The organism is Acidovorax sp. SUPP2539 (assembly GCF_030158975.1).
Lineage (GTDB): Bacteria > Pseudomonadota > Gammaproteobacteria > Burkholderiales > Burkholderiaceae_C > Paracidovorax.
Map to the genome: position 1 here is coordinate 182,359 of NZ_BQXJ01000007.1, position 12,226 is coordinate 194,584.

The following is a 12,226-nucleotide window of genomic DNA, read 5'->3' on the forward strand; positions in this document are numbered from 1 at the left end:
GGTTTGGCCTTGAACCGATCGGTCTGGCCGCTGGGCGGATGCCTGCCGGGCCCGCAACGCCGCGCCGTACACTGCCGCCCATGCAAATCTACATGGTGGGCGGTGCGGTGCGCGACAGGCTGCTGGGCCGCCCGGTCAACGACAGGGACTGGGTCGTCGTCGGCGCCACGCCCGACGAAATGGCGGCGCAGGGCTACCTGCCCGTGGGGCGCGACTTCCCGGTGTTCCTGCATCCCCAGACGCACGAGGAATACGCCTTGGCGCGCACCGAGCGCAAGAGCGGGCGCGGCTACCGCGGCTTTGCGGTACAGGCCTCGCCCGAAGTCACGCTGGAGGAAGACCTCTCGCGCCGCGACCTCACGATCAACGCCATCGCGCAGCCGGCCGATGCGGCCGGTGCCTCCGCCTCCGCCCCCTCGGCAACGCACGGCCTGTGCGACCCCTACGGCGGCGTTCGCGACCTGCAGGCACGCGTGCTACGCCACGTGACCGACGCCTTCCGCGAAGACCCCGTTCGCATCCTGCGCGTGGCCCGCTTCGCCGCGCGCTTCACCGAATTCACCGTGGCCCCCGAGACCCTGGCGCTCATGCGGGAGATGGTCGAGGCCGGCGAGGTGGACCACCTGGTGGCCGAGCGCGTCTGGCAGGAACTGGCCCGCGGCCTGATGGAGCCCGCGCCCTCGCGCATGTTCGAGGTGCTGCGCGCTTGCGGGGCGCTGGCCGTGCTGCTGCCAGAGCTCGACCGCCTGTGGGGCGTGCCCCAGCGCGCGGAGTACCACCCCGAGGTCGACACCGGCGTGCACGTGATGATGGTGCTGGACATGGCCGCGCGGCTGCAGGCGCCCCTGGCCGTGCGCTTCGCCTGCCTGGTGCACGACCTGGGCAAGGGCACCACCGCGGCCGACGTGCTGCCGCGCCACATCGGCCACGAAACCCGCAGCGCCGAACTGCTGCGCGACGTGTGCGAGCGCCTGCGCGTGCCGGTGGACTGCCGCGAAACCGCCGACGTGGTGGCACGCGAGCACGGCCACATCCACCGCAGCGCGGACCTCAACGCCGCTGCCCTGGTGCGGCTCCTGGAGCGTTGCGACGCCCTGCGCAAGCCGGCGCGCTTTGCCGAGGTGCTGCTGGCCTGCGAATGCGACGCGCGGGGCCGGCTCGGCTTCGAAGAGACGCCCTACCCCCAGCGCCCCCGGCTGGCAGCCATCCTCGCGGCAGCGCAATCGGTGGTGACGGCGGAGATCGCCGCCCGCGCCGCAGCGGCCGGCGCCGCGGGCCCGCAGGTGGGCGAATGGATCCGCAAGGCGCGGGTGAGCGCGGTGGCCGACTGGCTGGCCGCACAGGGCGGATGCCCTTCCTCTGCCCCGGGGCGCCCGCAAGCGGACCGTTGAAAGCGATCGCCCGCTGAACAGTCAGCGGGTTGCGGTGCGCACCCAGCGCACGATGTCCGCCGCGCCCAGCGCGCCGGAAATGCGGGCGGACTCGCGGCCGTTCTGGAACAGGATCATCGTCGGGATGCTGCGGATCTGATGGCGCGTCGCCAGCGTCGGGTGGGCCTCGGTGTCCAGCTTGGCCAGGCGCACCTGCGGCTCCAGCTCGCGCGCGGCCTGCGCGAACGCCGGGGCCATCGCACGGCAGGGGCCGCACCAGGGCGCCCAGAAATCCACCAGCACCGGAATGTGGCTGCGCTGCACGTGGCGCTCGAAACCATCGGCATCCAGCGCCAGAGGGGCGCCGGTGAAGAGCGGCTGATGGCACTGCCCGCAGTCGGGCGCGCTCGCCAGTTGGTCTGCCCGCACGCGATTGGTGGTGTGGCAATGGGGGCAGACGATGTGCAGGTGCGAGGTGTCGTTCATGGAAGGCCGCAATGAGGAAGGGTGGTGGCCCAGGCAGACACGTGGCAACGGGGCGGGCCCATCGCACATGGGCGCTGCGGCGGGGGTTTTCAACCCGCCTACAGCCGCCCTGCCTTGGCGCCTACAGCCCGCGCGAAGGCTTCTGGTAAGGTGGCTGGCAATGCAAAATCTACCGCTACTGACTGCGAGATACGCACTTTTCCTCGATTTTGACGGCACGCTCGCCGATATTGCGTCCCACCCCGATGCGGTGCAGGTGCCCCCGGGCATCGTGCCGGCGCTGCAGGCGTTGCACGAACGGCTGGGCGGTGCACTGGCCATCGCGACGGGCCGCACGCAAGCCGACATCGACCGCTTCCTGTCCCCCCTTCAGCTGCCGCTGGCCTGCGAGCATGGCGCCCAGTACCGCCTGAACAGCGGGCTCGTGGGGGCCGTGCCGGCCATGGATTTGACGGCGGTCATCCGCACCATCGAGGCACTGCGCGACCGCTATCCCGCCCTGGTCCTGGAACGCAAGAGCGCCGGCGTCGCGCTGCACTACCGCCAGGCGCAGGAACTCGAAGCACTGTGCCGATCGACGCTGGAGCATGCGCTCAAGCACGCGCCCGGGCTCGAACTGATGCAGGGCAAGTGCGTGCTGGAGATCAAGCCCTCGGGCCCCAGCAAGGGACGGGCGATCACCGACTTCATGCAGCACCCGCCGTTCCAGGGCCGCATCCCCGTTTTCGCGGGCGACGACGTGACGGACGAGAACGGCTTCGTCGCCACCCAGGCCCTGGGCGGCATCGGCATCAAGGTGGGCACGGGCGAGACGCAGGCGACGGTGCGCTGCGACGACACCACCGTCCTGCGCGAATGGCTCTACCAGATGGCGGCGCCGGAAAGGCCCGCCGCATGAAGACCGGTTCCCATTTCGGCCCGCCCGCCGAGCCTTCACTGGCGCTGGGCCTGATCGGCAACTGCGCCATCAGCGCCCTGGTGGATGCGCAGGCGCACATCGTGTGGTGCTGCCTGCCCCGCTTCGACGGCGATCCGGTGTTCAACGCCCTGCTGCAGCCGGGCGACGAAGGCAGCCGCTTCGCCATCGAAATCGAAGACCTCGCCACCACCGAGCAGTGGTACGAGCCCAATACCGCGGTGCTGCGCACGCGGCTCACCGACCGTTCGGGCAACAGCATCGAGATCACGGATTTCGCCCCGCGCTTCTACGCCCGCTCGCGCTACTTCCGGCCCATGATGCTGGTGCGCCGCGTGCGCCGGCTGGAGGGTGCCCCGCGCATCCGCGTGACGGTGGACGTGCGCTACGGCTGGGGCAAGGACGCGCCCGAGATCACGCAGGGCAGCAACCACATCCGCTACGTGGGTGAAGACCTGACGCTGCGGCTGAACACCGATGTGCCCATCTCCCACGTGCTGTCGGGCCAGCCCTTCGTGATGGCGCGCGAGCACAACTTCCTTCTGGGTGCCGACGAATCGCTGCCCACCGGCATCGCCGACACGGCGCGCCACTACGAGCAGGAAACCGTGTGGTACTGGCGCCATTGGACGCAGCGCCTGGCCGTGCCGCTCGAATGGCAGGACGCGGTGATCCGCGCGGCCATCACGCTCAAGCTGTCGCTGTTCGAGGACACCGGCGCCATCGTGGCGGCGATGACCACGAGCATCCCCGAATCGGCCGACAGCGGCCGCAACTGGGACTACCGCTACTGCTGGCTGCGCGATGCGTTCTTCGTCGTGCGGGCGCTCAACAGCCTGTCCGAGACGGCGACGATGGAGGACTACCTGCGCTGGCTCAGCAACGTGGTGGCCGAGGCCAGCGACGGCCACATCCAGCCGCTGTACGGCATCGGCCTGGAGCACGACCTCCCCGAGGCCTTCGTGCCGCACCTGGCCGGATACCGGGGCATGGGCCCCGTGCGGGTGGGCAACCAGGCGGCCGAGCATTTCCAGCACGACGTGTACGGCAACATCATCCTGGGCGCGGCCCAGGCCTTCCACGACCAGCGGCTGCTGCACCCGGCGGGCGCGACCGAGTTCTCGCGCATGGAGCAGATCGGCGAGCTGGCCGTGCGCGTGTACGGCCAGCCCGACGCCGGCATGTGGGAGCTGCGCACCCGCGCCCGCGTGCACACCTCGTCGGCGCTGATGAGCTGGGCCGCCTGCGACCGCCTGGCCAAGATCGCCCACTCGCTGCAGCTGCCGGAACGCGCCGACTACTGGAGCGCGCACGCCCGGTCGATGCGCGACGAGATCCTGGAAAAGTCCTGGAGCGAGGAGCGCCAGGCCTTTGCCGAGAGTTTCGGCGGCAACGAGCTGGACGCCAGCGTGCTGCTGATGGCCGAGGTGGGCCTGATCGACCCGATGGACCCGCGCTTCGTCTCGACGGTGGACGCCATGGAGGCGTCGCTCTGCGACGGCCCCTATATGCGCCGCTACGAGGCCGCCGACGACTTCGGCAAGCCCGACACCGCCTTCAACATCTGCGCGTTCTGGCGCATCGACGCGCTGGCCCGCATCGGCCGCAAGGCGCAGGCGCGCGAGATCTTCGAGGCCCTGCTGGCCACGCGCAACCCGCTCGGGCTGCTGTCCGAGGACACGCACGCGCAGACCGGGGAGATGTGGGGCAACTTCCCGCAGACCTATTCCATGGTCGGCATCATCAATGCCGCCGTCCGGCTGTCCGACCCCTGGGACAGCGTGATCTGAAAGGCGCCGCATCCGCTACGCCCACCCCGACTGCCCGTTCGCACCGCAAGGAAATTTCCCATGAGCCGCCTCGTCGTCATCTCCAACCGCATCGCCGATCCCCGCAAGCCCGCCGCCGGAGGCCTGGCGGTCGCGCTGGGCGAGACGCTGAGCCGCACCGGAGGCCTGTGGTTCGGCTGGAGCGGCAATATCTCCGAAGACGGCCTGCCCGGTGAAGGCAAGCTGCAGACGCGCCAGGCGGGCACCGTCACCCTGGCCACCGTAGACCTGTGCCAGGAAGACCACGACAGCTACTACAGCGGCTACAGCAACAGCGTGCTGTGGCCCGTGTTCCATTACCGGCTGGACCTGGCGGATTTCAACGCCAGCTACATCGCCGGCTACCGCCGCGTGAACCAGATGTTCGCCCGCAAGCTGCTGCCGCTGCTCAAGGAAGACGACACCATCTGGGTGCACGACTATCACCTGATCCCGCTCGCCGCCGAGCTGCGGGCGCTGGGCTGCCGCCAGCGCATCGGGTTCTTCCTGCACATCCCGGTGCCCCCGCCGCTCATCATGGCCGCCATCCCGCAGCACGAATGGCTCATGCGCTCCCTGTTCGCCTACGACCTCGTGGGCCTGCAGAGCGAGGCCGACGTGTCGCACTTCACGCGCTACCTGAGCAACGAAGCCAATGCGGAAACCGTGGGCCCGCAGCACCTGCGCGCGTTCGGCGCCACGGTGCAGGTGGGGGCCTTCCCCATCGGCATCGACGTGGACGAATTCACCCGCCTGGCCGCCGCGCCCGAGGCCGTGCAGACCTTCACCGCCATGCGCGACGAGTATTCGCGCCGGCGCCTGCTGCTGGGCATCGACCGGCTGGACTACTCCAAGGGCATCCCGCAGCGCGTGCGCGCCTTCCGCGAGCTGCTGGCGCGCTACCCCGAGAACCACCACAGCGCCACGCTGGTGATGATCGCCTCGCCCACCCGCGACAGCGTGGACGCCTATGCCGACCTGCGCCAGGAGCTGGAAGGCCTGTGCGGCGCCATCAACGGCGACTACGGCGAACTCGACTGGATGCCGCTGCGCTACATCCACCGCACCGTGGCCCGCAAGCGCGTGCCGGGCCTGTGCCGCGCCGCCGCCGTGGGCCTGGTGACGCCGCTGCGCGACGGCATGAACCTCGTCGCCAAGGAATACATCGCCGCCCAGGACCCGGACGACCCCGGCGTGCTGGTGCTGTCGCGCTTCGCCGGCGCGGCCGAGCAGATGAAGGAAGCGCTGCTGGTCAACCCCTACGACACGCAGGGCATGGCCGACACCATCCAGACCGCGCTGCAGATGCCGCTCAAGGAACGCCAGCGGCGCCACCAGGCGCTGATGGAGCGCATCCGGGAGCACGACATCCACTGGTGGCGCAAGACGTTCCTGGAGACGCTGGGCTGAGGGGCTGCAACCGGAAGGGCCGGCTCGGAAATGCCGGTAAGCCCGCCTGGGCCGCCCGCTACCACCCCTCAGAACGTCTTCAGCCGCTCCTGCAGAAAATCCAGAAAGCACGCGATGCGTGCGGCCAGCTGCGTGTTGCGGTAGTACACCGCGCTGATCGGCTGGCGCACGTCGGCCGTGTCCTTCGCCAGGATCTGCACCAGATCGCCCCGCTCGCGGTCGGCGGCGGTCATGAAGTCGGACAGGCACACGATGCCCGCACCCCGCAATGCCAGCTGGCGCAGCGTTTCGCCGCTGGAGGCGGTGATGTGCGGCGTGATGAGCCATTCGTCGCCATGCACGCCGCGCAGCGGCCAGCGGTTGAGCGACTCGACCTGTGAAAAACCCAGCAGCGTGTGGCGCCCGAGGGCCGCCGCGGTCCTGGGCCGGCCGTGTTCGGCCAGATAGGCCGGACTCGCCAGCACCCGGATGCGGCTCGTGGCCAGCGGCCGGGCGTGCAGCGTGGAGTCGCGCAGCGGGCCGATGCGGATCGCCACGTCGATGCGGCGCGCCAGCAGGTCGATGTTCAGCTCGTCGGTGTCCAGCTCCAGCGTGATCTGCGGGTAGGCGCGGCGGAACTCGGGCACCAGCGGAACGACGGCGTGCAGCATGAACGGCGTGGCGGCGTTCACGCGCAGTCGGCCGGCGGGCTGGAGCCGGCGCGCAGCCATGTGCTCCTCGGCATCGTCCAGGGCGGCGAGGATCGCGCGGGTGCGGGCCAGGAAGGCCTGGCCTTCTTCGGTGAGTTCGATGCGGCGCGTGGTGCGGCGCAGCAGGGTGGTCTCGAGCTTCTTCTCCAGCCGCGCCAGCGCCCGGCTGATGCCGGAGACGGTCTGGCCCAGGTGCTCGGCGGCGGCCGTGATGGAGCCGCCGTCCACCACGGCGGCAAAGGCCTGGAGTTCTTCAAGCGTGGTCTTCATGGTGCGCGGTCCAGCCGTTTCATTGTTGATTCCAGGGCAAGTATCTATGGATTGAAACCGGGTTTTTCTGCAAAGGATAAACCCGCAGACTCGGCGCATCTTCAGGAGTGCTTCCATGCCCATTGCCTTGTTCGCGCTGACGCTCAGCGCTTTCGCCATCGGAACGACCGAGTTCGTGATCGTCGGCCTGCTGCCCACCGTGGCGGCGGATCTTTCCATCGGCCTGCCCTCGGCCGGCCTGCTGGTGAGCCTGTACGCGCTGGGCGTGGCCGTCGGCGCGCCGGTGCTCACCGCCCTCACCGGCAAGGTGCCGCGCAAGGCGCTGCTGCTCTCGCTGATGGCCTTGTTCACGGCCGGCAACCTGCTGGCGTGGCAGGCGCCGGGCTATGGACCGCTGGTGGCGGCGCGCATTCTCACCGGACTGGCGCACGGGGTGTTCTTCTCGATCGGCTCCACCATCGCCACGGGCCTCGTACCGCGCGAGAAAGCCGCGAGCGCCATCGCGGTGATGTTCACGGGCCTCACGGTGGCACTGGTGACCGGCGTGCCGCTGGGCACGTTCATCGGCCAGCACTTCGGCTGGCGCGAGACCTTCCTGGCCGTGTCGGCGCTGGGCGTGGTGGCCTTCATCGGCAGCGCGCTGTTCGTGCCGCGCGACATCGCCCACACCCCGCCCGCCTCTCTGGCGCAGCAGGCGCGCGTGCTGGCCGAGCCGCGGCTGTTGCTGGTATATGCCAAGACGGCCATCGGCTACGGCGGCTCGTTCATTCCGTTCACGTTCCTCGCGCCGATCCTCACCGAGGTGTCGGGGTTCAGCGCCGGGGCGGTGGGCTGGGTGATGCTGGTCTATGGCGTGTCGGTGGCTGCAGGCAACCTCTGGGGCGGCCGGCTGGCCGACCGCAAGGGGCCGATTGCCGCGCTGCGCATCGTGTTCGCGCTGCTGGCCGCCGTGTTGCTGCTGCTGCAGTTCACGGCGCCCCACCCCTGGCTGGCGCTGGGCACCGTGCTGCTGTGGGGCGCGGTGGCGTTCGGCAATGTGCCGGGGCTGCAGGTGTATGTGGTGCAGCAGGCCGAGCGCTTCACGCCGCAGGCGGTGGACGTGGCCTCGGGCCTCAACATCGCCGCGTTCAACCTGGGCATCGCCGGCGCGGCCTGGGCCGGCGGCCTGATCGTGACGCACCTGGGCCTCATGCACACGCCGTGGATCGGCGCACTGGTGGTGCTGGTGTCGCTGGCCCTCACGCACTACAGCGGCGTGCTGGACCGCCGCAGCGGCTTCGCGGTGCGCACGGGCAGCCCGGCTGCCGCGGCCCATTGATCCGGCCGCTTTCCATGGCCAACCTTTTTCCGTTCACCCCTTCATTGCCGCCGGAGATTTTCATGACCACCCCCGTTGCCTCCCCCACCGTGCCCGCCTTCGGCCTGGGCACCTTCCGCCTGAAGGACCAGGTCGTCATCGACTCGGTGAAAACTGCGCTGGCGCTGGGCTACCGCCACATCGACACCGCGCAGATCTACGGCAACGAGTCCGAGGTCGGCCAGGCCATCGCCGAGAGCGGCGTGCCGCGCGACGAACTGTTCATCACCACCAAGGTCTGGACCGACCACCTGGCAGCCGACCGTCTCGTTCCCAGCCTGCAGGAAAGCCTCGCCAAACTGCGCACCGACCGGGTGGACCTCGCGCTGATCCACTGGCCGTCGCCCGGTGGCGCGGTGCCGGTGGGAGAGTCGCTGGGCGCACTGGCCGACGCCCAGGCGCAGGGCATGACGCGGGCCTTCGGCGTATCGAACTTCAACAGCGCCCTGCTGCGCGAAGCCATCGCCGCCGTGGGTGCGGACCGCATCGCCACGCACCAGATCGAGCTGCACCCCTACCTGCAGAACCGCGCGGTGGTGGACTTCGCGCGCAGCCAGGGCATCCACACCACGTCGTACATGACGCTGGCCTACGGCCAGGTGCTGCAGGACTCGGTGATCCAGGCCATCGCCGCGGAGCTGGCGGCCACGCCGGCGCAGGTGGCCCTGGCCTGGGCCATGCAACTGGGCCATGCGGTGATTCCCTCGTCCACGCAGCATGCCCACCTGCAAAGCAATCTGAAAGCACCGCAGTTGCGCCTGACGGACGGGCAGATGCAGCGCATCGCCGCGCTGGAGCGCGGCGGCCGGCTGGTCGATCCGCAAGGCCTGGCACCGGCCTGGGACTGACCCGGCCCGCCCCGTGCCCGGCGGCTATTCCTCGGACGAAAAGCCCGATGCGGCCACCACGGGCGCCCAGCGCTCGCGCTCCTGCGCCAGTTGCCGTGCGAACTCTTCGGGCGTGCTGCTGACGGGCTCGAAGCCCAGCTTGGCCAGCGACTCCACCACGGCCGGATCGCGGATCGCCTGCTGCGCCAGCGCCAGCAGCCGGTCGACCTGCGCGGCGGGCGTCTTGGCGGGCAGGTACAGCCCATAGCTTTCCACGCCGTGGATGCCTGCGAAGCCCTGCTCTTCGAAGGTGGCGACATCGGGCAGGAAGCGCGAGCGCCGCGTATCGGTCACGCCCAAGACGCGCACCCGGCCGGTGGGCAGGTGCGGCAGGCAGTCGCCCACGCTGAAGCAGCCGGAGGCGACCTGCCCGCCCATCAGGTCCTGCAGGCCCGGGGCCGCGCCGCGGTAAGGCACGTGCGTGAGCTGGATGCCGGCCGCGCGGGCGAACTGGTTGCCCAGAAAGTGCGGCATGGCGCCGGCCGCGGGCGAGGCGTAGCCCTCGGGCTCGGTCCGCGCCTTCGTCCAGTCGGCGAACTGGCGCAGGGTCTTGACCGACTCGGGCACCTTCGGCCCGACCATGAAGCCGCAGGTGGACAGGGCCACCGGCGTCACGGCGATGAAGTCCGTGGCCGGCCGGTACTGCAGGCGCTTGTACACGTGCGGGTAGATGGTCAGCATGGACGAGGGGCTGAGCACCAGGGTGAGCCCATCGGGCGGCGCATCCTTGAGCGTGGCCAGGGCAATGCGCCCGCCCGCGCCCACCTTCTGCTCGACCACAGTGGTGGTGCCGGTGCGGCCGCGCCACTGCTCGGCCAGGCGGCGGGCCACCACGTCGATCGATCCCCCGGCGGGAAACCCCACCAGGATTCGGGGCACGCCCTGCTGCGCCCGTGCGGGCGCTCCCAGGCCAGCGGCGGCCAGCCCTGCCAGCGCCAGGCCGGCCTGGCGTCGGTTCATCTTCGTCATGCGTTGTCTCCTTGTTTGGGTTCTGTTGGGGCAAGGCCGGAAAGCATGCCAGACGACCGTGCCGGCCGGAACCACGGGGCCATCAGGGGGGCGGGGATCAAGGGAGGGGCGCGGACGACGCCGCTGCCGCCGTTGCCAGGCGCTCCAGCAGCGGATGCAGTTGCCCGCCGCCCTCGCCCACCGCCTGCACCAGCGCCGCATCGTGCGCCAGCACCGCCTCGCTCAGCCGCTGCAGCGCGGCGCGGCCCGCGGGCGTGGGGTGCAGGGTCCAGCCCCGGCCATCCATCGGATCGGGGGCGCGCCGCACCCAGCCCTGGGCGTGCAGCCAGTCCACCAGGCGCATGCCGCCGCTGCGGTGCAGCCCCATCGCATCGGCCAGCACGCCCTGGCGCAGGCCCGGGTTGCCAGCCACCAGCACGAGCGCGGCGAAGCGCTGCGGGCTCACGTCGGCCTGCGCGGCGACGGCCCGCTGAAAGTGCAGGTACAGCGCGTTCTGCGCGCGCCGCAGCGCATAGCCCATGAGTTGGTCGAGCACGCCGTAGTCCAGGCCCGGCAAGGGGCGAAGTTCGCCCTCGGGCGCATCCGGGGCGCGCGCCGGCGCCGCAGGCTTGGCCGGCGCATGGGAGGGCAGGGTTTTCGCGCGTTCCGATTTTTGTTGCATGGCGCAACAATAGGCGGCGCCATCGCACGGCGTCAAGCAGGACAACCCGGAGACACACCATGCCCTCTGCACCGCTCCACATCGTCGTCGCCGGCGGCGGCATCGGCGGCCTCACGGCCGCGCTGGCCCTGGCGGCGCAAGGCCACCGCATCACCGTGTGCGAGGCCTCCGCGCACCTGAAGCCGCTCGGCGTCGGCATCAACCTGCTGCCGCACGCCGTGGCGGTGCTCGATGGCCTGGGGCTGCTGCCCGCGCTGCGCACGATGGGGGTGGAGACCGCGGCGCTGGTCTTCGCCAACCGCCACGGCCAGCCGATCTACGAAGACCGGCGCGGCGTGGCCGCGGGCTACAGCCATCCGCAACTGAGCGTGCACCGCGGGCAGTTGCAGATGTTCCTGTGGGACGAGGCGACGCGGCGCCTCGGCGCGGCACAGCTGCGCAGCGGCGCGCGCATCACCGGCAGCACGCAGGACGACGCCGGCGCCACCGCCCACATCGCCCATGCCGATGGCCGCACCGAGGCGCTGCCCTGCGACCTGCTGATCGGCGCGGACGGCATCCATTCGGCGCTGCGGCGCCAGTTTTATCCCGATGAAGGCGCGCCGTGCTGGAACGGCATGATGATGTGGCGCGGCACCACCGTGGCGCGGCCGTTCCTGGACGGGCGCACCATGGTGCAGGCCGGCCACCGCCGGGCGAAGTTCGTGGTCTACCCGATCGCACCGCCCGCGGCGGACGGCACGCAGCTCATCAACTGGGTGGCCGACCGCCGCCTGCGCGAGGACGGCTTCGGCGGTGGGCTCCGGGCGCCCGACCGCGCCGACTGGAGCCGGCCCGGCGCGGTGGACGACCTGCTGCCCACCTTCGGCGCGTGGCGCTTCGACTGGCTGGACGTGCCCGGCGTGATCCGTGCGGCCACGCAGATCCTGGAGTGGCCCATGGTGGACCGCGACCCCCTGCCCCGCTGGCGCCACGGCCGCGTCACCTTGCTGGGCGATGCCGCGCACCCCATGTACCCCATCGGCTCCAACGGCGCCACGCAGGCCATCCTGGACGCCCGCGCGCTGGCCGATGCGCTGCACGCGCAGCCCGACCCCGTCGCCGCGCTGGAACACTACGAGGCCGCGCGCCGCCCCGCCACCGCCCGCATCGTGGCCCTGAACCGGCAGGAGGGCCTGGACGCCATCCTCGACATGGTGGAAGAACGCGCCACCGAGGGCTTCGCGCGCATCGAGGACGTGATGGACCCGGCCGTGCTGGCGCGCTGGGTGCAGGAATACAAGGCCGCGGCCGGCCACCGGCAGGTCGAAGCAAAATCGGCCTCCAGCACATGATTGACTAGGGCATAATGCTATTATTTTTATAGCAATCGGCCGTCTAGCTCCCCGACGGGGCGCGGGCGG

The 12,226-nt window shown here is 70.7% G+C and carries 11 protein-coding genes; 7 read left to right on the plus strand and 4 right to left on the minus strand.

All coding sequences use genetic code 11. The features are described from left to right. Nucleotides 1-80 precede the first annotated feature (80 nt). Nucleotides 81-1,391 carry a multifunctional CCA addition/repair protein gene (locus tag AVTE2539_RS22075; protein WP_284413911.1) on the plus strand — a complete coding sequence of 437 codons (1,311 nt, stop codon included), beginning with the start codon at nt 81-83 and terminating at the stop codon, nt 1,389-1,391. A gap of 21 nt (nt 1,392-1,412) precedes the next feature. Here AVTE2539_RS22075 and trxC read toward each other — a convergent pair whose 3' ends face one another. Continuing rightward, nucleotides 1,413-1,856 (minus strand): thioredoxin TrxC, encoded by a 444-nt coding sequence (gene trxC / locus AVTE2539_RS22080; RefSeq protein ID WP_284404809.1) that lies wholly within the window; start codon nt 1,854-1,856, stop codon nt 1,413-1,415. A gap of 160 nt (nt 1,857-2,016) precedes the next feature. Between trxC and otsB the strand changes: the two genes are divergently transcribed. From otsB to otsA, 3 genes are read left to right on the plus strand one after another with little or no spacing between them, the layout of a single operon-like run. After that, nucleotides 2,017-2,754, plus strand: a complete 738-nt coding sequence (gene otsB / locus AVTE2539_RS22085; RefSeq protein ID WP_284397952.1) for a trehalose-phosphatase — start codon at nt 2,017-2,019, stop codon at nt 2,752-2,754. Continuing rightward, the gene (locus AVTE2539_RS22090) at nt 2,751-4,562 is read left to right on the plus strand and encodes a glycoside hydrolase family 15 protein (protein WP_272565230.1); all 1,812 of its coding nucleotides are present in this window, start codon (nt 2,751-2,753) and stop codon (nt 4,560-4,562) included. Before otsB ends, AVTE2539_RS22090 begins: the two co-directional genes overlap by 4 nt. Nucleotides 4,563-4,622: 60 nt before the next feature. Then, a complete protein-coding gene (otsA, locus tag AVTE2539_RS22095) occupies nt 4,623-5,990 on the plus strand; it encodes an alpha,alpha-trehalose-phosphate synthase (UDP-forming) (protein WP_272565231.1) in 1,368 nt (455 codons plus the stop codon). A gap of 68 nt (nt 5,991-6,058) precedes the next feature. Here the strand turns inward: otsA and AVTE2539_RS22100 are convergent, their stop codons facing one another. Beyond that, a complete protein-coding gene (locus AVTE2539_RS22100; protein ID WP_284413913.1) occupies nt 6,059-6,949 on the minus strand; it encodes a LysR substrate-binding domain-containing protein in 891 nt (296 codons plus the stop codon). Nucleotides 6,950-7,064: 115 nt separating this feature from the next. Here AVTE2539_RS22100 and AVTE2539_RS22105 point away from each other — a divergent pair, with 115 nt between their 5' ends. Next, a complete protein-coding gene (locus AVTE2539_RS22105) occupies nt 7,065-8,267 on the plus strand; it encodes an MFS transporter (protein WP_284404802.1) in 1,203 nt (400 codons plus the stop codon). Nucleotides 8,268-8,329: 62 nt separating this feature from the next. Further along, entirely contained in the window at nt 8,330-9,154 is an 825-nt protein-coding gene (gene dkgB / locus AVTE2539_RS22110; protein ID WP_284413915.1) for a 2,5-didehydrogluconate reductase DkgB, read from the plus strand. Nucleotides 9,155-9,178: 24 nt separating this feature from the next. Here dkgB and AVTE2539_RS22115 read toward each other — a convergent pair whose 3' ends face one another. Next, entirely contained in the window at nt 9,179-10,162 is a 984-nt protein-coding gene (locus AVTE2539_RS22115; protein WP_284404798.1) for a Bug family tripartite tricarboxylate transporter substrate binding protein, read from the minus strand. A 97-nt stretch (nt 10,163-10,259) separates the two neighbouring features. Continuing rightward, nucleotides 10,260-10,823, minus strand: coding sequence for a MarR family winged helix-turn-helix transcriptional regulator (locus tag AVTE2539_RS22120; protein ID WP_284413917.1), 564 nt, complete (start codon nt 10,821-10,823; stop codon nt 10,260-10,262). A gap of 59 nt (nt 10,824-10,882) precedes the next feature. Here AVTE2539_RS22120 and AVTE2539_RS22125 point away from each other — a divergent pair, with 59 nt between their 5' ends. Next, nucleotides 10,883-12,157 (plus strand): flavin-dependent oxidoreductase, encoded by a 1,275-nt coding sequence (locus AVTE2539_RS22125; RefSeq protein ID WP_284413919.1) that lies wholly within the window; start codon nt 10,883-10,885, stop codon nt 12,155-12,157. The last annotated feature ends 69 nt before the right edge of the window (nt 12,158-12,226 follow it).

Coding starts and splice junctions, on each gene's coding strand:
- AVTE2539_RS22075 (WP_284413911.1), top strand. CDS start 81: ATGCAAATCTACATGGTGGGCGGTGCGGTGCGCGACAGGCTGCTGGGC.
- trxC (WP_284404809.1), bottom strand. CDS start 1,856: ATGAACGACACCTCGCACCTGCACATCGTCTGCCCCCATTGCCACACC.
- otsB (WP_284397952.1), top strand. CDS start 2,017: ATGCAAAATCTACCGCTACTGACTGCGAGATACGCACTTTTCCTCGAT.
- AVTE2539_RS22090 (WP_272565230.1), top strand. CDS start 2,751: ATGAAGACCGGTTCCCATTTCGGCCCGCCCGCCGAGCCTTCACTGGCG.
- otsA (WP_272565231.1), top strand. CDS start 4,623: ATGAGCCGCCTCGTCGTCATCTCCAACCGCATCGCCGATCCCCGCAAG.
- AVTE2539_RS22100 (WP_284413913.1), bottom strand. CDS start 6,949: ATGAAGACCACGCTTGAAGAACTCCAGGCCTTTGCCGCCGTGGTGGAC.
- AVTE2539_RS22105 (WP_284404802.1), top strand. CDS start 7,065: ATGCCCATTGCCTTGTTCGCGCTGACGCTCAGCGCTTTCGCCATCGGA.
- dkgB (WP_284413915.1), top strand. CDS start 8,330: ATGACCACCCCCGTTGCCTCCCCCACCGTGCCCGCCTTCGGCCTGGGC.
- AVTE2539_RS22115 (WP_284404798.1), bottom strand. CDS start 10,162: ATGACGAAGATGAACCGACGCCAGGCCGGCCTGGCGCTGGCAGGGCTG.
- AVTE2539_RS22120 (WP_284413917.1), bottom strand. CDS start 10,823: ATGCAACAAAAATCGGAACGCGCGAAAACCCTGCCCTCCCATGCGCCG.
- AVTE2539_RS22125 (WP_284413919.1), top strand. CDS start 10,883: ATGCCCTCTGCACCGCTCCACATCGTCGTCGCCGGCGGCGGCATCGGC.